This window comes from Pseudomonas gorinensis (assembly GCF_042015035.1).
GTDB classification, from domain to species: Bacteria; Pseudomonadota; Gammaproteobacteria; order Pseudomonadales; family Pseudomonadaceae; genus Aquipseudomonas; species Aquipseudomonas gorinensis.
Genome location: NZ_CP167125.1, coordinates 6,048,128 through 6,070,867 on the forward strand (window position 1 = coordinate 6,048,128; position 22,740 = coordinate 6,070,867).

At 60.5% G+C, this 22,740-nt stretch carries 19 protein-coding genes and 2 tRNA genes; 11 read left to right on the plus strand and 10 right to left on the minus strand.

Annotated elements, in window-relative coordinates; all coding sequences use genetic code 11:
* Positions 1-5 precede the first annotated feature (5 nt).
* The 4 genes from AB7933_RS27630 to AB7933_RS27645 form a co-directional block, all read right to left on the minus strand.
* Positions 6-302, minus strand: a complete 297-nt coding sequence (locus AB7933_RS27630; protein WP_003175874.1) for a co-chaperone GroES — start codon at positions 300-302, stop codon at positions 6-8.
* Positions 303-548: 246 nt separating this feature from the next.
* The gene (locus tag AB7933_RS27635; RefSeq protein WP_024077215.1) at positions 549-1,025 is read right to left on the minus strand and encodes an FxsA family protein; all 477 of its coding nucleotides are present in this window, start codon (positions 1,023-1,025) and stop codon (positions 549-551) included.
* A 67-nt stretch (positions 1,026-1,092) separates the two neighbouring features.
* Positions 1,093-1,824: a HugZ family protein gene (locus AB7933_RS27640; protein ID WP_024077216.1), complete on the minus strand. Its 732-nt coding sequence runs from the start codon at positions 1,822-1,824 to the stop codon at positions 1,093-1,095.
* 114 nt (positions 1,825-1,938) lie between these two features.
* Positions 1,939-2,946, minus strand: a complete 1,008-nt coding sequence (locus tag AB7933_RS27645) for a DUF481 domain-containing protein (RefSeq protein WP_024077217.1) — start codon at positions 2,944-2,946, stop codon at positions 1,939-1,941.
* 194 nt (positions 2,947-3,140) lie between these two features.
* Between AB7933_RS27645 and AB7933_RS27650 the strand changes: the two genes are divergently transcribed.
* The 4 genes from AB7933_RS27650 to AB7933_RS27665 all read left to right on the plus strand — a co-directional run bounded on the left by AB7933_RS27650 (position 3,141) and on the right by AB7933_RS27665 (position 7,926).
* Positions 3,141-3,455: an MGMT family protein gene (locus AB7933_RS27650; protein ID WP_206379640.1), complete on the plus strand. Its 315-nt coding sequence runs from the start codon at positions 3,141-3,143 to the stop codon at positions 3,453-3,455.
* 43 nt (positions 3,456-3,498) lie between these two features.
* A complete protein-coding gene (locus tag AB7933_RS27655) occupies positions 3,499-5,031 on the plus strand; it encodes an AmpG family muropeptide MFS transporter (RefSeq protein ID WP_024077219.1) in 1,533 nt (510 codons plus the stop codon).
* A gap of 205 nt (positions 5,032-5,236) precedes the next feature.
* Positions 5,237-6,952 (plus strand): proline--tRNA ligase, encoded by a 1,716-nt coding sequence (locus AB7933_RS27660; protein ID WP_024077220.1) that lies wholly within the window; start codon positions 5,237-5,239, stop codon positions 6,950-6,952.
* Between the two features lie 20 nt (positions 6,953-6,972).
* Positions 6,973-7,926 (plus strand): hypothetical protein, encoded by a 954-nt coding sequence (locus AB7933_RS27665; protein ID WP_024077221.1) that lies wholly within the window; start codon positions 6,973-6,975, stop codon positions 7,924-7,926.
* Positions 7,927-8,151: 225 nt separating this feature from the next.
* Here AB7933_RS27665 and dinB read toward each other — a convergent pair whose 3' ends face one another.
* The gene (gene dinB, locus AB7933_RS27670; protein ID WP_024077223.1) at positions 8,152-9,210 is read right to left on the minus strand and encodes a DNA polymerase IV; all 1,059 of its coding nucleotides are present in this window, start codon (positions 9,208-9,210) and stop codon (positions 8,152-8,154) included.
* A 276-nt stretch (positions 9,211-9,486) separates the two neighbouring features.
* On the opposite strand from dinB, the gene AB7933_RS27675 reads away from it, so the two are divergent.
* The 4 genes from AB7933_RS27675 (at position 9,487) to AB7933_RS27690 (ending at position 14,037) form a co-directional block, all read left to right on the plus strand.
* Positions 9,487-9,563: transfer RNA gene (locus AB7933_RS27675), tRNA-Met, on the plus strand.
* Positions 9,564-9,771: 208 nt separating this feature from the next.
* Positions 9,772-9,848, plus strand: a tRNA-Met gene (locus AB7933_RS27680).
* A 266-nt stretch (positions 9,849-10,114) separates the two neighbouring features.
* Positions 10,115-12,757, plus strand: coding sequence for a bifunctional lysylphosphatidylglycerol flippase/synthetase MprF (gene mprF / locus AB7933_RS27685; protein WP_024077224.1), 2,643 nt, complete (start codon positions 10,115-10,117; stop codon positions 12,755-12,757).
* Positions 12,757-14,037, plus strand: a complete 1,281-nt coding sequence (locus AB7933_RS27690) for a virulence factor family protein (protein WP_024077225.1) — start codon at positions 12,757-12,759, stop codon at positions 14,035-14,037. The genes mprF and AB7933_RS27690 overlap by 1 nt, the downstream gene beginning before the upstream one ends.
* 136 nt (positions 14,038-14,173) lie before the next feature.
* Here AB7933_RS27690 and recJ read toward each other — a convergent pair whose 3' ends face one another.
* On the minus strand, positions 14,174-15,883 hold the full coding sequence (gene recJ / locus AB7933_RS27695; RefSeq protein ID WP_024077226.1) for a single-stranded-DNA-specific exonuclease RecJ: 1,710 nt from the start codon (positions 15,881-15,883) through the stop codon (positions 14,174-14,176).
* 175 nt (positions 15,884-16,058) lie between these two features.
* Complete coding sequence (locus AB7933_RS27700; protein WP_024077227.1) at positions 16,059-16,601, minus strand: YaeQ family protein; 543 nt, start codon at positions 16,599-16,601, stop codon at positions 16,059-16,061.
* Positions 16,602-16,749: 148 nt separating this feature from the next.
* Here AB7933_RS27700 and AB7933_RS27705 point away from each other — a divergent pair, with 148 nt between their 5' ends.
* On the plus strand, positions 16,750-17,949 hold the full coding sequence (locus AB7933_RS27705) for a CaiB/BaiF CoA transferase family protein (protein ID WP_024077228.1): 1,200 nt from the start codon (positions 16,750-16,752) through the stop codon (positions 17,947-17,949).
* Entirely contained in the window at positions 17,949-18,833 is an 885-nt protein-coding gene (locus AB7933_RS27710; protein WP_024077229.1) for a TIGR02285 family protein, read from the plus strand. Before AB7933_RS27705 ends, AB7933_RS27710 begins: the two co-directional genes overlap by 1 nt.
* 172 nt (positions 18,834-19,005) lie before the next feature.
* On the opposite strand, the gene AB7933_RS27715 is transcribed toward AB7933_RS27710, so the two are convergent.
* Positions 19,006-19,290, minus strand: a complete 285-nt coding sequence (locus AB7933_RS27715) for a DUF3509 domain-containing protein (protein ID WP_041161012.1) — start codon at positions 19,288-19,290, stop codon at positions 19,006-19,008.
* Between the two features lie 310 nt (positions 19,291-19,600).
* Between AB7933_RS27715 and AB7933_RS27720 the strand changes: the two genes are divergently transcribed.
* Positions 19,601-19,822 (plus strand): hypothetical protein, encoded by a 222-nt coding sequence (locus tag AB7933_RS27720; protein WP_024077231.1) that lies wholly within the window; start codon positions 19,601-19,603, stop codon positions 19,820-19,822.
* Positions 19,823-19,903: 81 nt separating this feature from the next.
* Here AB7933_RS27720 and thrC read toward each other — a convergent pair whose 3' ends face one another.
* Together thrC and AB7933_RS27730 are read right to left on the minus strand one after the other, a co-directional pair.
* On the minus strand, positions 19,904-21,313 hold the full coding sequence (gene thrC, locus AB7933_RS27725) for a threonine synthase (protein WP_024077232.1): 1,410 nt from the start codon (positions 21,311-21,313) through the stop codon (positions 19,904-19,906).
* Positions 21,314-21,380: 67 nt separating this feature from the next.
* A complete protein-coding gene (locus AB7933_RS27730) occupies positions 21,381-22,685 on the minus strand; it encodes a homoserine dehydrogenase (RefSeq protein WP_024077233.1) in 1,305 nt (434 codons plus the stop codon).
* Between the last annotated feature and the right edge of the window lie 55 nt (positions 22,686-22,740).

Sequence of the window (22,740 nt, forward strand, 5' to 3'; positions counted from 1 at the left end):
GGAAATCAGTCTTCCAGAACGGCGAGAATCTCGTTCTCAGCCATAACCAGAAGGTCTTCGCCGTCGACTTTCACAGTGTTGCTGCCGGAGTAAGGGCCGAATACGACTTTGTCACCGACTTTAACGGCCAGCGCACGTACGTCACCGTTTTCCAGAGTCTTGCCTGGGCCTGCAGCGACGATCACACCGTGGTTGGCTTTTTCAGCAGCCGAACCTGGCAGAACGATACCGCCAGCGGTTTTCTTTTCTTCTTCGCTGCGACGGATAACGACGCGGTCGTGCAGAGGACGAAGCTTGCTCATTGTCGATCTCTCCTAATTGTGTTTTTCATCGGCCGGTGTCAGTACCGGCAGGTTAAATCCGGCGGTGCCGGTCGCGGTTCGCTGGGCGAAACGCGGAAGTCTGTCTGGTGTCGCCACCAGAAACCTTGCGGTGACCGTTACATAAGGGCGCATCAGCTGATTACAAGGGGCGTGGAATGAATTTTTTTGCGTTTGCCAGTCCAGAAAAGCAACACGGCACCCGAAGGTGCCGTGTCGGTGAAGCGGTTATTTGCTGTCGCGATGCTCGAACTCGCCTTCGATCACATCACCTTCGCGCCCCAACGGCTGGCGTGGAGCCGGGCCGCCACGGGGTTGCAGGTCGTCGGCAAACGCGCGCTGGCGAATAGCAGCCTCTTCGGCGCGCTGGCGCATCTTGCCGGCCAGCAGCTTGCGGGTGAAGGGCAGCAACATGACCAGGCCGACCACATCGCTGATAAAGCCCGGCAGGATCAATAGGCCACCGGCCAAGGCCATCATCAGCCCTTCGAGCATGGTCTGGGCCGGCAATTCACCACGATTCAGGCTTTCACGGGCACGCAGCGCCGTGGCCAGGCCGGCGACGCGCAGTACCAGTACGCCGAGCATCGAGCCGAGAATGATCAGCAGCAGAGCCGGGAAAAACCCGATCGCACCGCTGACTTGAACGAATACGAACAGCTCCAACACCGGGAACAGCAGAAAGAGCAATAAAAAAGGGCGCATCAAATTGTTTCCTCAACGCAAGAATGCCTTGCCAGTCCACCTTAGATGACGTCGCCATTTCGTGAATTCAAGCTTCAGCGCTGGCTTTTTTCGGCCAGACCTCGGCGTGAGCCAATAAAACCAAGGCCTCGCGCACTTGTGTCGGCGTGTTGCAAGGCTCGGCAAAGGGCAACCAGTGCAGGGCATGGCCGATACGCAGGTGCATGCCCTCGCTGTCGATGCCGGCCAGTTGCGCAGGCTCGTGGTTCGGCAGGCCGGCCAGTTCGACGTAATGCGCGATAGCCTTGGCGTGATCGCTGTTCATGTGCTCGATCATGCTGCGCTCGGCCGCACCAAAGAACGGATTGGCCAAGGTCAGTTGGTCGACCCAGTGAATTGCGCCAAACCCGCCGATATAACGATGGCGTACCGGCTTGAGGACCCAGAAGTCGAAATCGTGGGCCTTATGGTAGTTGGCCGACTCGGGGAAGTAGCGGTAATAGCGTTCGGCCGCCGCTTCAATCGCAGCGCCCTCCTCCAGCTTCTCGGCTTCGGCCAGGCAGGTCAGGCGCCCCACCGCCTGCACATCATCCGCTTCGCGCTCGCCGACCAGCAGTGAACACTTGGGATCTTTCTGCAGGTTGTGGGTGTGCTGGGCAATCCGGCTGATCAGGATCAGCGGCCGGCCTTCTGAGTCCAGGCAATAGGGCACCACCGAACCAAAGGGAAAGCCGGGCATGGCCTTGGACAATGTGGAGAGAGCCCCACGGTATTCCTTGAGCAACAGCTCTCGGGCGTTCTTGGCAACGTGCGCGCTCAACGTATGACTCCTCGGGTATTCGGCCGCCCTGGCCTATGGGAATGGATCTCAACCCAAGGTAATCAATATCCGCACAGGTTGCCAGCGGCACCCCGGCGGGCGGGTTCAAGCTGATTACCAGGCGACGCCAAAGCCTGCGGTGTAGCGGGTCTTGCTCAAGCTGCTTTCCGACTCGCCGCTGATAATGTCGCGTTCAGCCTTGAGGTTGAGCGAGGCCCACTCGGTGACTTTGTAGCGCAGGCCCATTTCCGCATCGAGGGAATATTCGGACGGGCCGCCGATGGGCTTGCCGACTTCGCCGTTGGTGAAGAACTCGACCGTCTTGCCGACCAGATAGCGGTTGTAGTTCCACTTCATGGCCAGGGAATAGAAGTTGTCCTTGCCGCCATCGGAGTATTCGTAATCGGTGCGGTTGACCAGCGACCCCAGCGAGAAAGCCCCCAGCTCATCATCCCAGAACTGGTAGCCCGGGCCGGTGCCCACGGTGCGTTGACGGGACAGGTCTTCAACCTTGTCGCGCTTGTAGGTCAGACGCCCCTGCCAGAACCAGTGCTCGGTCAGGAAGCGGTCGAGGTCGTACTCCAGGGCCCAGTTGTCGGTGGTGGTGACGTCGTCCTGGAACTCGCGGTTGTATTCGCCCTGCCCCGTGTGGCGCCATTGACCATGGCGCGCGATGGTCTTGAAGTCGATGTCGTAGTCATTGGTGTCTTTCTCGGCACGCCTGTAGTCCAGTGCCATGTCGACATTGCCTTTCCATACCAGGTCTTCGATCACCGGCTTGGGCTTGATGATCTGCTGGATGCTCGCCAGTTCGACGGTCTTGGGCGCCTCGCCATTGGCCAGCACCACCTTGCCGTCATCGGCGGCCTTTAACGATTTGGCTTTCTCGCCGGTATAGGCATCCTGCTTGACCAGCAACTCCTGGTCACTCTCCAGGGTTTTCACCTGCTTCCAGTCCACCGGGATCGCGCCCGCGTAGTCAGTCTGGATCAGCAGCTTGCCACCGTCGAAGACTTTGATCTTGCCAGTCAGGCGGTCACCGTTCTTCAACCAGACGGTATCAGCCAGCAAGGGCGCGGAAGCGCTGAGAACAGCAAGGCACAGCAGGGTTCTGGGCAACATAAGCGATTAAGGAGCTCAAGATTGGCGAAAAAGGACGAATATCGTATTAGATAGCTACGACTGACTCGGGGATCTATATTGAGTTCAATACTCATCCGCATACTTATCAGACGCTTCTTACAAAACGACCCAGGATCCGAACGGATATACCCCCAGTGAACCCACCCAATGAAGCCCCGCAAAGCCCCGCCGAGATGCGCCGCACCGCGCTTTACTTGACACTGGCGCAAGTACCCGAAGGTTGTGTGGTGAGCTACGGTGAACTGGCCCACCTCGCCGGGTTGGGGCGTGCGGCACGCTGGGTCGGACGCACGCTCAGCCAGTTGCCGCAGGACACTCGCCTGCCCTGGCACCGGGTGCTGGGTGCCGGCGGTCGGATAAGCCTGCCAGTGGGCAGTGCCTCAGGCGACGAGCAACGTGCGCGTTTGCGCAGCGAAGGTGTCACTATCCTGAACAATCGCGTGGATATTCAGCGTCATGGCTGGCGCCCGGTAGAGCACAGCGGTTAGAGTGCGCGCTTTGTTTCCGTGAATCTGAGGCAGACTCCAGCCCATGCCCCGTAAAACCTGGCGCGCCGCGCTCGCCGCCTATGCCAGCCCCTCGACGTTAGTGCTGTTGTTGCTCGGCTTTGCCGCCGGCTTGCCTTACATGTTGGTGTTCTCGACGCTTTCAGTATGGTTGCGCGAGGCCGGTGTGGCCCGCGAGACCATCGGCTATGCGAGCCTGATCGGTTTGGCGTATGCCTTCAAATGGGTGTGGTCGCCGCTGCTCGACCAATGGCGCCTGCCGCTGCTCGGCAAACTCGGACGTCGTCGTTCCTGGCTGGTACTGGCCCAGTCGCTGGTGATCCTCGGATTGATCGGCATGGGGTTCTGCGACCCGCAGAAACACCTGTCCTGGCTGATTGCCATTGCGGTCGTGGTCGCCTTTGCATCGGCCACCCAGGATATCGCGGTCGACGCCTATCGCCTGGAAATCGCCGATGACAGCCGCCAGGCAGCCCTGGCGGCCAGCTATATGTCCGGTTATCGCATTGCCGCCCTGCTGGCCACGGCGGGTGCGCTGTTCTTCGCCGAAGGCTTCGGCTCCACCGGTTTCAACTATAAGCACTCGGCGTGGACCGGCACCTATGTCCTGTTCGGCGTGCTGATGATCCCGGCGCTGCTGACCACCCTGTTCATGCGCGAACCCAATGTGCCATTGCGCACCCAGTTGCAGGCGGGGCGCTACAGTTTCGTGCATCAATTGGTGTCGGTGTTCGTGCTGATCGTGCTGCTGGTGTCGGTACCGGCCATGTTCACCCAGCTGTACAACACCGATTTCGCCAGCGTGCTGTTTCACGGCGTGAGCCTGTGGGAATTGCTGATGGAAGACCGCGCCTTCCTGCGCGCCATCCTGTACATCACCCTCACCGCGTTGTGCCTGTCGGCCATGGGCCGTCGCGGCCTGGCGCCGGTGCTGACACCGGTCAACGACTTTATCCTGCGCTACCGCTGGCAGGCGTTGCTGCTGCTCGGGCTGATCGCCACCTACCGCATGTCCGACACGGTGATGGGCGTAATGGCCAACGTGTTCTACATCGACCAAGGCTTTACCAAGGACCAGATCGCCGGGGTCAGCAAGATCTTCGGCCTGATCATGACCCTGCTCGGCGCCGGCATGGGCGGCCTGCTGATCGTGCGCTTCGGTATCCTGCCGATCCTGTTTATCGGCGGCGTCGCCTCGGCCGGTACCAACCTGCTGTTCGTGATGCTCGCCGACATGGGCCCGGACCTGCAGATGCTGATCTTCACCATCTCGCTGGATAACTTCAGCTCGGGCCTGGCCACCTCGGCGTTTGTCGCCTACCTGTCGAGCCTGACCAACCTCAAGTTCTCCGCCACCCAATATGCGTTGCTCAGCTCGATCATGCTGTTGCTGCCACGCCTGATCGGCGGCTATTCGGGGGTGATGGTAGAGAAGTTCGGCTATCACAACTTCTTCCTGATCACCTGCGTGCTGGGTGTACCGACGCTGCTGCTGATTGCGCTGCACTGGTACCAGGAGAATCGGCGCATTCGGTTGAGCCCGCCCGCCGAAGACTGACAGAGCCACCCCCTGCAGGAGCGAGCTGGCTCGCAAAGAAGTCACAGACACCGCGTTTATCCCGGTTTCCCGCGTCATCGTTGACGATCTTCGCGAGCCAGCTCGCTCCTACAGGCAGCCCAACATTCTGATGCCTGTACGGCGGCAGTTTGCGCCCGTACAATCCCAAGTCATTTCAAGTTCAAGCAACCGACAACGGCCTACCATGCGTACCAGTCAATATTTGCTCGCCACACAGAAAGAAACGCCTTCCGATGCGGTCGTGATCAGCCATCAGCTGATGCTGCGCGCCGGTATGATCCGCAAGCTGGCCTCCGGCCTGTACACCTGGCTGCCCATGGGCTTGAAGGTGATGCGCAAGGTCGAAGCGATCGTTCGCGAAGAAATGAACGCCGCCGGCTCTCTGGAAGTGTTGATGCCGAGCACCCAACCGGCCGAGTTGTGGCAGGAATCCGGGCGCTGGGAAGAGTACGGCCCTGAGTTGCTGCGCTTCAAGGATCGGCATGGCCGCGACTTTTGTGCGGGCCCGACCCACGAAGAAGTGATCACCGACCTGATGCGCAACGAGTTGAGCAGCTACAAGCAACTGCCCCTCAACCTGTACCAGATCCAGACTAAATTCCGTGATGAAATCCGCCCACGCTTCGGCTTGATGCGTGGCCGCGAGTTCATCATGAAGGACGCGTATTCGTTCCACGCCGACCAGGCTTCCTTGCAGGTCACCTACGACCGCATGCATACCGCCTACTGCAACGTGTTTACGCGCCTGGGCCTGAAATTCCGCCCGGTTGAAGCGGATAACGGCTCCATCGGCGGCGCCGGCTCCCACGAGTTCCACGTACTGGCCGAGTCCGGCGAAGACGATATCGTGTTCAGCAACGGTTCCGACTACGCGGCGAACATCGAGAAAGCCGAAGCCGTGCCACGGGAAACGTCCCGTCCAGCCCCGGCAGAAGAGCTGCGCCTGGTCGACACCCCGGAGACCAAGACCATTGCGGCCCTGGTGGAAAAATTCAATCTGCCGATTGAAAAGACCATCAAGACCCTGATCGTGCATGCCGAAGAAAAAGGCAAGCTGATCGCCTTGGTCATCCGCGGCGACCACGAACTCAACGAAATCAAAGCCGCCCAGCAACCTGGCGTGGCCAGCCCGCTGGTCATGGCCTCCGATGCCGAACTGCGTGACGCCATTGGCGCCGGCGCCGGCTCCCTGGGCCCGCTGAACCTGCCACTGCCGATCATCATCGACCGTTCGGTCGAGCTGATGAGCGACTTCGGTATCGGCGCGAACATCGACGACAAGCACTACTTCGGCGTGAACTGGGAGCGCGACCTGCCAGTACCGACCGTGGCCGACCTGCGTAACGTGGTGGCCGGCGACCCAAGCCCGGATGGCAAGGGCACCCTGGAAATCAAACGCGGCATCGAAGTCGGGCATATCTTCCAGCTGGGTAACAAGTACAGCAAGGCGATGAAGTGCGAAGTGCTGGGCGAGAACGGCAAGCCGATCACCCTGGAGATGGGTTGCTACGGCATTGGCGTTTCGCGCGTGGTTGCCGCTGCGATCGAGCAGAACAACGACGAGAAAGGCATTATCTGGAGTGACGCCCTGGCGCCGTTCCAGGTGGCCCTGGTGCCGCTGCGCTATGAAACCGAGCAAGTCCGCGAAGCCACCGACAAACTGTATGCCGAACTGACGGCAGCCGGTTTTGAAGTGTTGCTGGACGACCGCGACAAGAAAACCAGCCCGGGCATCAAGTTCGCCGACATGGAACTGATTGGCATCCCGCACCGGATCGTGGTCAGTGACCGCGGCCTGGCCGATGGCAATCTCGAATACAAGAGCCGGACCGAAGCCGAAGCCCAACCGTTGCCGGTGGCTGACGTGCTGTCTTTCCTCCAGGCGCGTATTCGTCGCTGAAAACCAGATCAAGAGAAGTCATGTTCAAGCGAAACACCAGAGCCCTGGGGGGCGCCGCCTTGTGCGGCGCCCTGCTTGTCAGCGGCTGCGCCAACCAGATGTCGCAACGCAGTGAGCACGAGGAGCGGGTCGAGCGGAAATTGCTCGACCACAGCCTGCAGATCGATGTCGGCGAACCCAAAGTGCTGGAGCTGCCGCAACGCCGGGTTCGCATTCATGAGCAGAAGACCTTCGAGGTCACCGAGTTCGAAGTCACCCGTCGTTACGACCGCTACACCCCTTACCAACCCTGGCGCAAACTCTATGAGATGCCCTTGGGAGCAGTTGCCCTTGTGGCGGGCGCGGGCGCGAACGTGGCGAATATCTTTGCCCTGGGGCACTTGCCCACCAGCATGACCCATGACTGGCTGACCTACGGCGTGGACGGGCTCAACCCGTTCATGAACGTGCAATCCCATGGCCGTGCGCAACAGAACCTGGCGGGTATTGATGAAGTCCAGCGCGACAAGCGTGTGGAATATTCGAGCCTGCCCTGGAGCGAGCGTCCGGTACAGGTCACCGCCGGCCGGCAAGTGCATGAGCTGACCACCGACCGTAATGGCGTGCTGCGCCTGAACCTTTTGGACAGCCCGTTCGCCGAGCAGGACTTGAACCGCATCACGACCTTGAAGATCAGCGTGGAAGATGGCCAGGACGACGTGCATTCGGACTCGACCCTGGCGATCAGCAACACCCTGCGCGGCAAGCTGCTGGAAGCGCATGCCCTGATCTACGACGACCTGGAAGATGACGAAGTCAGCCAATGGGTGCATCGGGTCAAGCGCCTGTCGGAACTGGGCCTGGAAGAAGAAGCCAGCGAGCTGGAACAAAGCCTGATTGAACTGACCCGCAATGATCCGGAGTTGCAGCAGGAATTCCTGCAAGCGCTGACCAAGGATGCGGGGCGCTTGGTGGCGGATCCCGGCGCACGCTGATACTTCGGAAACGCTTAGATCTAAATGGGTGAGGGCAAGCCCGAATGCCATTCAGTTAAGGCTTTTTTGTAGGAGCGAGCTTGCTCGCGAAGAACCTCAACGATAACGCGTGTTTCCTGAATCAACGCGGTGCCTGTGAGTTATTCGCGAGCAAGAACTATGCGTCCCCCTCGCTCCTACAGAAGGCGATGTACGCTTGACCCTCCCACATTTTGTTCCCGGTTTCTACCAAGAGAACTCTAACTGTTCGTTGCCACCACTCAGGTCGAGCAACCGCACCCCAATCCCCAGCAACCGCACCGGTTTGCCACCGCGATTGAATGCCTGGGTCATCAGCTGTTGATAACTCTCCAGGTCCCGCCCTGCCCCGGCCTGCTCCAGCGTGGTCTGGGTAAAGTCATGAAACTTCACCTTCACGAACGGCTTGCCCGCGCGGTAACTGCTGTCGATGCGCGCCATGCGCCCGGCCAGGGTTTCCATCAGTTCGGGGAGTTTCGCCAGGCAACTTGAGAGATCTGGCAGGTCAACATCATAGGTATTTTCCACACTGATCGATTGCCGGCGGCTGTCATTCTGCACCGCACGCTCATCAATCCCACGGGCCAGGCTCCACAGCCGTTCACCAAAACTGCCAAATTCGCGCACCAGTGCCAGCTTGTTCCACTCGCGCAACTGCAAGCAGTCTTCAATGCCCAGGCGCGCAAGCTTGTCCGCCGTCACCTTGCCAACGCCATGCAGCTTGCTCACGCGCAACTGGGAGACAAAGTCTTCGACCTGGTCGGGGGTGATCACAAACAGGCCGTTGGGTTTCTTCCAGTCGCTGGCGATCTTGGCCAGGAATTTATTCGGCGCCACCCCGGCGGACACGGTGATGTGCAGTTGGTTGGAAACCCTGCGGCGAATGTCCTGGGCGATACGCGTGGCACTGCCGCCAAAGTGCGGGCTGTCAGAGACATCCAGGTAGGCTTCATCCAGCGACAGCGGTTCGATCAGGTCGGTGTAGTCGCGAAAGATCGTCTGGATTTCCTTCGACGCTTCTTTATAGGCATCCATGCGCGGCTTGACGATGGTCAGGTCCGGGCAGAGCTTCAGGGCATGGTGAGAGGACATCGCCGAGCGCACGCCATAGGCCCGCGCTTCGTAGTTGCAGGTGGCAATCACACCACGCCGATCGGCCGCGCCCCCTACCGCCAGCGGCTTTTGCGCCAGGCTCGGGTCATCGCGCATCTCGATGGCGGCGTAGAAGCAATCACAGTCGACGTGGATGATTTTGCGCTGCGTCATATAAAGGGTGTAGTTCAACGGGTGGCCAGTATCGCACTCACCCCTGTATATAGCACCAGTAGTTTGATTCTTCCGTCTGAGCGGTAGGAAAAATCCAAGGTGAATTTATTTTTTCAATCGAAATTGTCCACCCAATAGAGCTGAAACCCTCAGCCAGACTGGGCCCGAGCGTACCGAGCTACGCGCTTGGAGAGCTAAGCAATTGAACCACAAGCGCTTTTCTTCAATTCACAGGTTGACACACCCGCGTTCCTCTGTAGAATGCCGACACACAGACGCGGGATGGAGCAGTCTGGTAGCTCGTCGGGCTCATAACCCGAAGGTCGTCGGTTCAAATCCGGCTCCCGCAACCAAACATCAAAAAAGGCTACTCGAAAGAGTGGCCTTTTTTGTGCGTGTCTGTTTTGTGTCTGTATGAAAATTGTAAGACAAAAAAATCTTTACTCATCGCGCACTTACCTTCCGCGGTCGACCTCCCCCCTCTCATTTCACACTTATTTGACCCATCGGCCCATTAACGGTTGACACCTCGCCGCTGGACTGTAGAATGCCGCCCACAGACGCGGGATGGAGCAGTCTGGTAGCTCGTCGGGCTCATAACCCGAAGGTCGTCGGTTCAAATCCGGCTCCCGCAACCAAACATCAAAGAAGGCTACTCGAAAGAGTGGCCTTTTTTGTATCCGGTGAAAAAGCTCTTCTGAAACAATGGCATGGCATCTTTCATGAAACCGTATAGGGTTTATAGAGTCCATTCCATTGCACACTATGCTTAATCCTCTACGACCAATGGCCGCAGTCGCCGCCCCCGGCGATACGCGTTAATATTTGTAATTATTTTGTCCATAGGGATTGGTAACTTGGCTGGATACCTCCATCCTGTCGCGCACAATCCACGAGGTGATTGATGCGCGCCAACTCGTCTGAACCACAAGACTCCGTCACAGCAGAACAACCGATCACTCCCACCCGTTTGCGCTGGCTGGATCTGTTGAGCAAATATCGCCAACCCATCGGGCTGGCAGTAACCTTGTTGCTGTTTGCAATCGCCCTCGTCGCCTGCCGCCACCTGCTGCTGGAGCTGGACCTCTACGCCCTCCACGACTCGATCCTGGAAGTGCCCAAGCCTTCACTGCTCGGCGCATTCGCCGCCGCCGTCGCCGGTTTCATCATTCTGTTGGGCTATGAGTTTTCCGGCGCGCGCTATGCCGGCGTAAAACTACCTGCCAAGACCCTGGCCCTCGGCGGCTTCACTGCCTTTGCGATCGGTAATGCCATTGGCCTGTCGATGCTCTCGGGCGGTTCGGTACGCTACCGTTTATATGCACGCCACGGTATCGGCGCTTCAGAAGTCGCTCATATGACCGTGTTCGCCAGCCTGGCCCTGGGCTGCGCCCTGCCGCCGCTGGCTGCATTGGCCACTTTGAGCAACTTGCCTGCTGCGTCCACCGCCCTGCATGTATCGCAAGGTTTGCTCGGCGCTATTGCCGGTGCCGTGCTGCTGTTGTCGGCCGCACTGTGCATCGGCATTTATCGCCGTCGCCTGCCGGAGCAACCCTACCCGGACAACCTGCTGGTCAAAGTGGGCCGCCGCACGCTGCGCCTGCCCGGCCGACGCCTGACGTTCCTGCAACTGATCATCACCGCGCTGGATGTCGCCGCCGCCGCCACCGTCCTTTATATGCTGCTGCCGGAAGCGCCGCCCTTCGGCCCGTTCCTGCTGGTGTACCTGCTGGCCCTGGCCGCTGGCGTGCTCAGCCATGTGCCGGGTGGCGTGGGGGTATTCGAGGCCATCCTGCTGGCCGCCTTCGCCGACAAACTGGGGGCCGCCCCCTTGGCCGCCGCCCTGCTGCTGTACCGCATGATCTACGTGGTGCTGCCGCTGCTGATCGCCTGTGTGTTCCTGCTGGTCAACGAGGCACAGCGCCTGTTCCAGACCCAACAGAGCCTGCGAGTGGCCTCGGGCCTGGCGGCGCCGGTGTTGGCCGTACTGGTTTTTTTGTCCGGCGTGGTCCTGCTGTTTTCCGGCGCCACGCCCGAAATCGACTCGCGCCTGGAAAACATCGGCTTCCTGATTCCCCACCGCCTGATTGACGCTTCGCACTTCGGTGCCAGCCTGATCGGCGTGCTGTGCCTGTTGCTGGCCCAAGGCCTGCGCCGCCGTTTGTCCGCAGCCTGGATGCTGACGATGGTGCTGTTGCTGACCGGCGCCCTGCTTTCACTGCTCAAGGGGTTCGACTGGGAAGAAGCCAGCCTGATGACCATGACCGCCGTGTTGCTGGCCATTTTCCGGCGCTCGTTCTACCGGGCCAGCCGCCTGACCGAGCTACCGTTCTCGCCGCTCTACCTGGTGGCCAGCGTATGCGTGCTGGGTGCGTCGATCTGGCTGCTGCTGTTCGCTTATCAAGACGTGCCTTACAGCCACCAACTGTGGTGGCAGTTCACCCTGGATGCCAACGCCCCACGCGGCCTGCGCTCGCTGCTGGGTGCCGCCGTGCTGCTGGTGATCGTGTCGCTGACCTGGCTGCTGCGCACGGCGCGCCCGGTGATCCACCTGCCGACCGCGGAGGAGCTGGAGCGTGCCACCAAAATCCTGATGGCCTCGTCGCAGCCCGACGGTGGCCTGGCACTGACCGGTGACAAGGCGCTACTGTTCCACCCCAACGACGAGGCCTTCCTGATGTATGCCCGTCGCGGGCGCAGCCTGGTGGCCCTGTACGACCCGATCGGCCCGACCCAACCCCGCGCCGAGATGATCTGGCAGTTCCGTGACCTGTGCGACATCCACCATGCGCGCCCGGTGTTCTATCAGGTGCGGGCGGAGAACCTGCCGTACTACATGGACATCGGCCTGACCGCGATCAAGCTGGGCGAAGAAGCCCGGGTCGACCTGAAACGCTTTGACCTGGAAGCCAAGGGCAAAGAGATGAAGGATTTGCGCTACACCTGGAACCGTGGCACCCGGGACGGCCTGTCCCTGGAAATCCATGAACCCGGTACCGCACCGATGGACGAACTCAAGGTCATTTCCGACGCCTGGCTGACCGGCAAGAACGTGCGGGAAAAAGGCTTTTCCCTGGGCCGCTTCAGCGACGACTACCTCAAGCACTTCCGTATCGCGATCATTCGCTTCGAAGGGCACCCGGTAGCCTTTGCCAACCTGCTCGAGACCTACAACCACGACCTGGCCAGTCTCGACCTGATGCGCGCCCACCCGGACGCGCCAAAGCTGACCATGGAATTCATGATGGTCGGCCTGATTCAACACTATAAGAGCCACGGCTATGCCCGCTTCAGCCTCGGCATGGTGCCGTTGTCGGGCCTGCAACCGCGACGCGGTGCGCCGCTGACCCAACGCTTGGGCTCAATGGTGTTCCGTCGTGGCGAGCAACTGTATAACTTCCAAGGGTTACGCCGCTTCAAAGACAAGTTCCAGCCTGACTGGGAACCCCGTTACATGGCCGTGCCCGCGGGACTTGATCCGCTGGTTGCACTGGCCGATACCGCCGCCCTGATCGCGGGCGGCTTGACTGGATTGGTGAAACGCTGATGATTCGACGCTCCTGGCGGTATGTATTGGCCTTTGTAGTGCTGCTCGCCCTAGTCCTGGGTGGCGGCTATTGGTACTGGAACCGCCCTGCCCCGCAGCCGACCCTGGAACAACTGCCCCAGGCCGACGGCTCGGTGATGACCCGCGTGACCCCGGCCGGTACGGCGAAAGCCCGGGTCGCCGTGGCCGTGATGGCCGACGAAACCCTGACCGACAGCCAACTGATAGCCCTGAGCCAGGGCGGCAAGGCACAGATTGTCCAGGTGATCCTGCCCAAGGACGACTGCAAGCTGCAGGAACAAGCACTGCAAGGCGCCCTGGGCCAGCTCAATGGCCCGGCGACGCTGGTCAGCGGCATTGGCCCTGGCGCCGCCCTCGCCTGGCGCTGGCTGGCCACACAGAACGACGACAAGGCCAATGCCATTTCCGTCGGCTTCGCCCTGGTGCAGGAAGGCTGCAAGGACCCGCTGCCGAAAACATCCGCCCATGGCAACTGGCTGGTCGCATGGAATGACAACCCCGACGATGAAAGCGCCAGTTTCGTCCGCGACACACCGCGCGCCACCACCAGCATCAGCGACTACGACATTCACTACCCGCAAGTGCTGAACAACGAACTGCGCAAGCAACTGGTGGGCTCGGACAACGGCGGCCTGGCGATTCCCGTCGTGGAAGTGCCGGCAGGCCAGGCCAAGGACACCGTGACCCTGTTCCTGTCCGGCGATGGCGGCTGGCGTGACCTGGACCGCGACGTGGCCGGCGAGATGGCCAAGATCGGCTATCCGGTCGTAGGCATCGACACCCTGCGCTACTACTGGCAGCACAAGACCCCGGAACAAAGCGCCAAGGACCTCACCGAGCTGATGCAACACTACCGGCAGAAGTGGGGCACCAAGCGTTTCGTGCTTACCGGTTATTCGTTCGGTGCCGACGTCCTGCCAGCGATCTACAACCGCATGCCGGAAAACGAACAGCAGCGCGTCGACGCAATCATCCTGCTGGCGTTCGCCCGCACCGGCAGCTTTGAAATCGAAGTAGAAGGCTGGCTGGGCAATGCCGGCAAGGAAGCCGCGACCGGCCCGGAAATGGCCAAGCTGCCGGCTGATAAAGTGGTGTGCATCTACGGTGCCGAAGAGGTCGACGAGAGCGGCTGTACCGACAAGACCGCCGTGGGCGAGGCTGTGAAGCTGCCAGGCGGGCATCACTTCGACGAAAACTACCCGGCGCTGGCCAAGCGTTTGGTGGATATCATCGTCAAGCACCAGGCCAAGGCCGAATAAACCCGAGCCTTACACAAATCAAACTGTGGGAGGGGGCTTGCCCCGATACCTGAGTGTCAGTCAATAATGCTGTGACTGACCTACCGCTATCGGGGGCAAGCCCCCTCCCACAGTTGTTTTGCGGTGTTAGTAAAATCTAGCGCGGCTCGATGTGGGCAATCATCAGTTGCACGGTTTCATTCCCCCGAAACTCGTTCACGTCCAGCTTGTAGGCCAACTCCACCCAACGCACCGTCGGGTTCGGCCACACTTCGCGGTCCACTCCAAACGCAATGCCATCAAGCTTCACCGACCCGCATTCGGTCTTGAGCACCACTTTCAGGTGTCGCTCCCCCACCACTCGCTGCTCCACCAACTGGAACACGCCGTGAAACAACGGCTCGGGAAAGTGCTGCCCCCACGGCCCGGCATGCCGCAACGCGCGGGCCAGTTCGAGGTGAAACTCCTCAACCGCCAGGGTGCCATCGGACAGCAACCGGCCGGTGAGGTCTTCTTCGCGCAATTGCCGACGTACTTCAACGTCAAAGGCTTCGGCAAACAGGGGAAAATTCGCCTCGGGCAGCGTCAGCCCCGCCGCCATGGCATGGCCGCCGTACTTGGCGATCAGGTTCGGATGCTGGCTGGCGACTACCGCCAGGGCATCACGGATGTGGAAGCCCGGCACAGAGCGCCCCGAGCCCTTGAGCAGGCCATCACCGGCGTCGGCGAAGGCAATGGTCGGGCGGAAATAACGCTCTTTCATGCGCGACGCCAGAATACCGATCACCCCTTGATGCCACTCCGGATCGAACAGGCACAAGCCATAGGGCATCGAGTCCACCGGCAAGTCCTTGAGCTGGGCCAGGGCCTCGCGCTGCATGCCTTGCTCGATGGATTTGCGGTCCTGGTTCATACCGTCCAATTGCGCAGCCATTTCCCGAGCCGCAGCAAAATCGCTGGTCAGCAGGCATTCGATACCCAGGCTCATATCATCCAGGCGCCCGGCAGCGTTCAACCGGGGGCCGAGGATAAAACCCAGGTCGGTGGACGTGATGCGCGCCGCATCGCGCTTGGCGACCTCGAGAATCGCCTTGATCCCTGGCCGCGCACGACCGGCGCGAATACGTTCCAGGCCCTGATGGACCAGGATGCGGTTGTTGGCGTCCAGCGGTACAACGTCAGCGACGCTGCCCAGGGCGACCAGGTCGAGCAACTCCCCAATGTTCGGCTGCGTTTTGTTCTCGTACCAGCCCAAACTGCGCAAGCGCGCACGCAGGGCCATCAGCACGTAGAAGATCACGCCTACGCCGGCCAATGCCTTGCTGGGGAACTCACAGCCTGGCTGGTTCGGGTTGACGATGGCGTCCGCCGCCGGCAATTCATCCCCCGGTAAGTGGTGGTCGGTGACCAGCACCTTGAGCCCCGCCGCTTTCGCCGCCGCCACGCCCTCGACACTGGAGATGCCGTTGTCCACCGTGATCAACAACTGCGGCTCGCGCTGCAGGGCGACGGCGACAATTTCCGGGGTCAGGCCATAGCCGAATTCGAAACGGTTGGGCACCAGGTAATCGACATGGGCCGCACCCAGCAGCCGCAGGCCCAGGGTGCCCACCGTGCTGGCGGTGGCACCATCGGCGTCGAAGTCGCCGACGATCAGGATGCGCTGGCGTTGCTGCAATGCAGTCACCAACAGGTCTACCGCCGCGTCGATGCCCTTGAGCTGCTGGAAGGGAATCAACCGCGCCAGGCTTTTATCCAGCTCCGCCTCGGACTGCACCCCGCGAGCGGCATAGAGGCGGGTCAACAGCGGTGGCAGTTCACCCAGGAAGGGCATGACGGCGGGTAATGGGCGAGGATCGATACGCATGGGGTGACGGGAGCTTCTCTGCTGATACAACGGTTAAACAACACGGCTTAAAGCGGCACGGGTCAGTTGTGGGAGGGGCGGTGCGACAATTCGAATGGCTCCCGGCAGCGGCGCAACAGTGACTGCAACTTGACCGGCGCCAGCGTCATCGGGAGCACGCCGCCTCCCACATTTTTCAACCGCGTTCGCCGACCAGCCATTGCAGTTGCACTTCGTGCTGGCCGCGGTCATCAGTCACGAAGATCGTGCCTTCACTGATCATCACGTCCCACTTGATCACGCGCGGCATGTCCTTGGCCAAGGTCTCGAGGACTTCCTGCGGCACGGCAGCGATGTGCACGTTCTTCATACTTTTCGCCGCCGGCACCACCTTGCCTTCCCACACGCGCAGACTGCCATAGGCGAGCAAACTGGTACGTTCGGCGCGGCGCGAGCACCAGGTCAGGCGGTCGACATCGGGCTGGCCGACTTCGATCCAGTGTAAAACCCGATCATCCAGGCTTTTTTCCCACAGGGCCGGCTCGTCTACATCCGAGAGGCCACGGCCGAACGACACCTGTTCGCTGTACCACAGCGCGTAGGCCAGCAGGCGCACGGTCATACGCTCTTCGGTTTCCGACGGGTGGCGGGCGATGGTCTGTTTGACGCTCTCGTACACCGAGCGATCGAGGTCGGTGAGGTTGAGTTCGAATTTATAGGTCGTGGACGGCTGGGCCATGAACGGGCTTCTAGAGACAGGGAAAGGCGGCCAGTCTAACCGATGGCGAGGGCATTCAACGAATCCTGCGCTGCATCATCCTTATCCCTGGGCCACTCGCCTATGTTAAAAGGCATCACACCACTGCCCTGCGCTTGAAAGGATCATCATGTCGTTTAATGCCAAACCGCTTGCCGGCCTGAAAGTCATCGAACTCGGCACCCTGATCGCCGGCCCCTTCGCTTCACGCATCTGCGCCGAGTTCGGCGCCGAAGTGATCAAGGTCGAGTCGCCGGATGGCGGCGACCCGCTGCGCAAGTGGCGCAAGCTGTATGAAGGCACCTCGTTGTGGTGGTTTGTGCAGGCGCGCAACAAGAAGTCACTGACGCTGAACCTCAAGCATCCGGACGGGCTGGCGGTCCTCAAACAGTTGCTGGCAGACGCCGACATCCTGATCGAAAACTTCCGTCCCGGCGTCCTGGAAAAGCTCGGCCTGAGCTGGGAAACCCTGCACGCACTGAACCCGAAGCTGGTGATGGTGCGCCTCTCTGGCTTCGGCCAGACCGGGCCAATGAAAGACCAGCCAGGGTTTGGCGCGGTGGGCGAGTCCATGGGAGGGCTGCGCTATATCACCGGCTTCGAAGACCGCCCGCCGGTGCGTACCGGGATTTCCATCGGTGATTCGATTGCCGCCCTCTGGGCGGTGATCGGTGCGCTGATGGCACTGCGTCATCGCGAGGTCAATGGTGGGGTCGGCCAAGTGGTGGATGTGGCGCTGTACGAAGCGATTTTCGCCATGATGGAAAGCATGGTCCCCGAGTTCGACGTGTTCGGGTTTATCCGCGAGCGCACCGGTAACATCATGCCTGGCATCACGCCATCCTCGATCCATACCAGTGCGGACGGCAAGCACGTGCAGATTGGCGCCAACGGCGATGCGATCTTCAAGCGCTTCATGTCGGCCATCGGCCGTGAGGACCTGGCCAACGACCCGGAACTGGCCAGCAATGATGGGCGTGATGGCCGCCGCGATGAGCTTTACGGGGTGATTGATCGTTGGGTCAACGCCTTGCCACTGGAGCAGGTGGTGGAGCAGTTGAACAAGGCCGAGGTCCCCGCCAGCCGCATCTACAGTGCTGAAGACATGCTCGCAGACCCGCAATTCCTGGCTCGGGAGATGTTCCTCAAGGCGCAACTGCCGGACGGCAAGGACTTCAAGATGCCCGGCATCGTGCCCAAGCTGTCGGACACGCCCGGCAGTTGTGAATGGGTCGGGCCGAAGCTGGGCGAACACAACAACGAGCTGCTCCAGGCGCTGGGCTACGATGCCCTGGCAATCACCCGTTTGCATGAGGATGGCGCGATCTGATGACACGTCGCGTCCAGCGCTGGTTCATTTGCCTGTGTCACGTCACCTTGATGGTCGGCGGCTGGCCGGTATCGGCCAACGCCCAGGATACGCTGGTCTGGTTGTTGCGCGACCTGCCACCGGTGACCATCTTCGAAGGCCCGCGCAAGGGGCAGGGAGCACTGGACCAGTTGCTGCCCATGCTCGCCGAGCGCCTGCCGGAATATCGCCATCAGATCCTGCACGTCAACCGCGCCCGGGGCACGCAAATGCTGCGCGAGCCGTCGTTCACCTGTGACCCGTCACTGCTGTGGACACCGGAGCGCGCCAAGTACGTTGTTTTTTCGACCCAGGCCTTCGTGACGGTGAGCAATGGCGTGATGATCCGCCGGAGCCAGCAGGAGGCCATGGCGCCCTTCATCAACGACGGTCAGTTCGACCTGCAGGCTTTTCTCGACGCTCCCAACACCCGGCTTGGCGCCACCGCAGAACGCAGCTATGGCGCCGTCATCGACGAGCGCCTCAAGCACGCCACCGCGCACAAATTGGCGCTGCACTACGGCAACGATGCATTGGGCAGCCTGTTGCAGATGCAACGTCTCGGCCGCCTGGAAGCGGTCCTGGGCTATTGGACGGAGATCCGCTACCACGCCATGCAACAGGGGATTGACCCACAGGAGCTGATGTTTTTCCCGATCAAGGGCGCCGCGCCTTACCAACGCACGCACATCGGTTGCTCGAACACCGCCCTCGGCCGCGAGGCGATCGAACGCATCAACCAGGTACTGCGTGACATCCCTCTGGAACAGGTGCAGCAGTCCTATGCTTCATGGCTGGACCCGGTCACCCGGGAACACTACCTGCGCGACAACCCAAGCTTTTTCCAGGACTCGCCCATGCCCTGACAAATCGCGGGCAAAAAGAAACCCCGAGGAGTGGGGAGACAACTCGGGGTTAAACGTGGCCTACAAAAAGACCAGTACAACAAGACACAAACACCGGAGCACAATGTTTGCTCTTACTGTTACGAAATCTGACTCGTCATAGCGTAGGAAGGTTCCGAAGAAAAATAATTCTTCATGCCAACACCCCACTACGGGTCTGGGCGGCGTTACGCAGGGCCGCGATCACCGACGGTTCAAGACGCCCCTCTGCGATTTTGAGATCGCGCAGCAGGCAATCCACCACATCCACCAGAGCGCGCTTGTCAGTCAGTTGCGCACGGTCGACTTCACGTTCGACCACGATGGCGCCAGCAGGATTCTTCACGGTCACCAGGCACTCGCCCTGCGCACCAGAGGCGGTCAGCGTAACCTGATAAGGGCTCAGTGCTTCTTCGAGCAATAGGCTGATACTTTCCATCTCGATCACCACTCAATAGTTCGGGAACAATCGGTTCAACGGGAGCTGCATCTATCCTAAGTGACTGGATGTAACGTAGGAAAGTTCGCTTTTTCGTCGTTATGGGGGTTTCGGGGAGTGACTAGAACCAGCATGCGCTTGCAACATGACAACCAAAAAACGGCGCACATGACTGCTTACGCAATGGGCGGCTGTTTTGGGGTTTCCGACGGCTGTGACCGGAGGTGAATCCTATCTCGGTGAGCGCTGGTCACGCTGCCACGCAGGTAAAGCGCATGTCAAAAGGCCCATATTCCGAAGGATAAATACGATGGCAGAACAAAATGAACAACAGACAGCGACAGACAGGATGCACGCCGAGGTATCCCGTATTTTTGCTGAGATAGCACGCATGAATGCAGAGCAAAACAAACTCCACGCAGAATCCCTGAAGATAACCTGTGAGACGTTCTGGTACCCGGTGGCTATCGCGACCGGCTTCTATGCCGCTGTCGGCACAGTCATAGTCGTCGCCCAGAAACTATTCTCGTAACACTTGAGCGGGCCCGCCAGAAACGAAAAACGCCGCTGACCCAAGGAAGGGAAAGCGGCGTTTTTGTCTTCGTGATTTGTCTTACAAAGGCTTGCCACGATTACCATGCTGGCTGACAAACGCCTGCATCGCCTTCAAATCATTCGGCAGCACTGTGCAACGCTCTTCACGCTCGAACAGGTCGGCCAGATGCTCCGGCAGTTCCAAAGCCTTGCCAACGCCCGCCTTTTCCACCGCTTCCGGGAATTTGACCGGGTGGGCGGTGCCCAGGATCACCATCGGGATATCCAGGCTGCGACGGCATTCACGCGCAGCCTTTACACCGATGGCGGTATGCGGGTCCAGCAGTTCGCCGGTCTGGGCATAGACTTCAGCGATGGTTTCGCAGGTCTGTGCATCGTCCACCGCAAGGGAGTCGAACAGCTTGCGGGTTTCGGTCCAGCGCTCTTGATCGACGCTGAAACCACCACCGCTCTTGAAGCTGTTCATCAACTCAGCCAGCGCAGCCCCGTTACGGCCGTGCATATCGAACAGCAGGCGTTCGAAGTTCGACGACACCATGATGTCCATCGACGGCGACAGGGTGGCGTGCAGGGTTTCCTTGACGTACTGGTTGCCGCTCATGAAGCGGTGCAGGATGTCGTTGCGGTTGGTGGCGACGATCAACTGGTTGATCGGCAGGCCCATGTTGCGCGCGAGGTAGCCGGCGAAGATATCGCCGAAGTTGCCGGTCGGCACCGAGAACGACACCGAACGCGCCGGGCCACCCAGCTGCAGGGCGGCGTGGAAGTAGTAGACGATCTGGGCCATGATCCGCGCCCAGTTGATCGAGTTCACTGCCACCAGGCGCGTGCCCTTGAGGAAGCTCTGGTCAGCGAAGCTGTTCTTGACCATTTCCTGGCAGTCATCAAAGTTGCCTTCGATGGCGATGTTGTGGATGTTCTCACCGAAGATGGTGGTCATCTGCCGACGCTGCACCTCCGACACACGCTTGTGCGGGTGCAGGATAAAGATATCGACGTTTTCGCAGTGTTTGCAGCCTTCAATGGCCGCCGAACCGGTGTCACCGGAAGTAGCGCCGATGATCACCACGCGCTCGCCGCGCTTTTCCAGCACGTAGTCCAACAGGCGACCCAGCAGTTGCAGGGCAAAGTCCTTGAACGCCAGGGTCGGGCCGTGGAACAGCTCAAGCACCCACTCGTTGCCATTCAGTTGGCGCAGCGGGGCGATGGCGCTGTGGGAAAACACGCCGTATGTCTCTTCCAGGATCTTTTTGAAATCCGCATCCGGGATGCTGCCGGTAACGAACGGGCGCATCACCCGGAATGCCAGTTCGTGGTACGGCAGGCCGGCCCAGGAAGCAATTTCTTCCTGGGTGAAGCGTGGCAGGTTCTCCGGCACGTACAGGCCGCCGTCGGTGGCAAGGCCTGCCAGCAAAACGTCTTCGAAATTCAGGGCCGGTGCCTGGCCGCGGGTGCTGATGTAACGCATGACTGGCTCCTCTAAAACATTCTCGAACAGGGGCCGCCGCACACACGGGGCCCCTGGAACAAATCGGTTAGTTCAAGTGTTCGACGCGAATCCGCACCACCGGGCCCACGACGCCCTGCAAGGCCTCCAGAGCGGTGATGGCATCGTTGATGCGCTGCTCAAGCACGCGGTGGGTCAACAGGATCATAGGCACCTGGCCGTTCTGTTCCTCGACTTCCTTCTGCATGATCGACTCGATGTTGATGCCGCGCTCCGACAGGATGCTGGCGACCTGGGCCAACACGCCCGGATGGTCCTTGGCCTGGATGCGCAGGTAGTAGGCGCTTTCGCATGCCTCGATCGGCAGGATCGGGTGGGCCGACAGCGAATCCGGCTGGAAGGCCAGGTGCGGCACGCGGTTTTCCGGATCGCTGGTCATGGCGCGAACCACGTCCACCAGGTCGGCGATCACCGACGAAGCGGTCGGCTCCATGCCGGCGCCGGCGCCGTAGAACAAGGTGGAACCGGCGGCATCACCGTTGACCATCACGGCGTTCATCACACCGTTGACGTTGGCGATCAGGCGATCGGCCGGGATCAGCGTCGGGTGTACACGCAACTCGATACCGGCCGGTGTGCTGCGCGCCACGCCCAGGTGCTTGATACGGTAGCCCAGGGCTTCGGCGTAGTTCACGTCGGCCGTGGTCAGTTGGGTGATGCCTTCGGTGTAAGCCTTGTCGAATTGCAGCGGGATACCAAAGGCGATGGACGCCAGGATGGTCAACTTGTGCGCCGCGTCGATGCCCTCGACGTCGAAGGTCGGGTCGGCTTCGGCGTAGCCCAGGGCCTGGGCTTCAGCCAGCACGTCTTCGAAAGTACGACCCTTCTCGCGCATTTCGGTGAGGATGAAGTTACCGGTGCCGTTGATGATGCCGGCTACCCAGTTGATACGGTTGGCGGACAAGCCTTCACGAATGGCCTTGATCACCGGAATACCGCCGGCCACTGCGGCTTCGAACGCGACAATCACGCCCTTCTCGCGGGCCTTGGCGAAGATCTCGTTGCCGTGCACGGCGATCAGCGCCTTGTTGGCGGTGACCACGTGCTTGCCGTTCTCGATAGCCTTGAGCACCAGCTCGCGGGCCACGGTGTAGCCGCCGACCAGCTCGATGACGATATCGATTTCAGGGTTGGTGGCCACGGCGAAGACATCGTTGGTAATCGCAATACCGGTCGTTTGGAACTGAGGCTTTGGCGAACGCGTGGCAATTTGCGCCACTTCAATCCCACGCCCTGCACGGCGGGAAATTTCTTCAGCATTACGCTGAAGTACGTTGAAGGTACCGCCACCGACGGTCCCTAACCCACAGATGCCTACTTTGACCGGTTTCACTGAAGAACTCCCCATGAAACGGCCGACGCTAGGTCGGCCGTGGAAAACAGCCGCA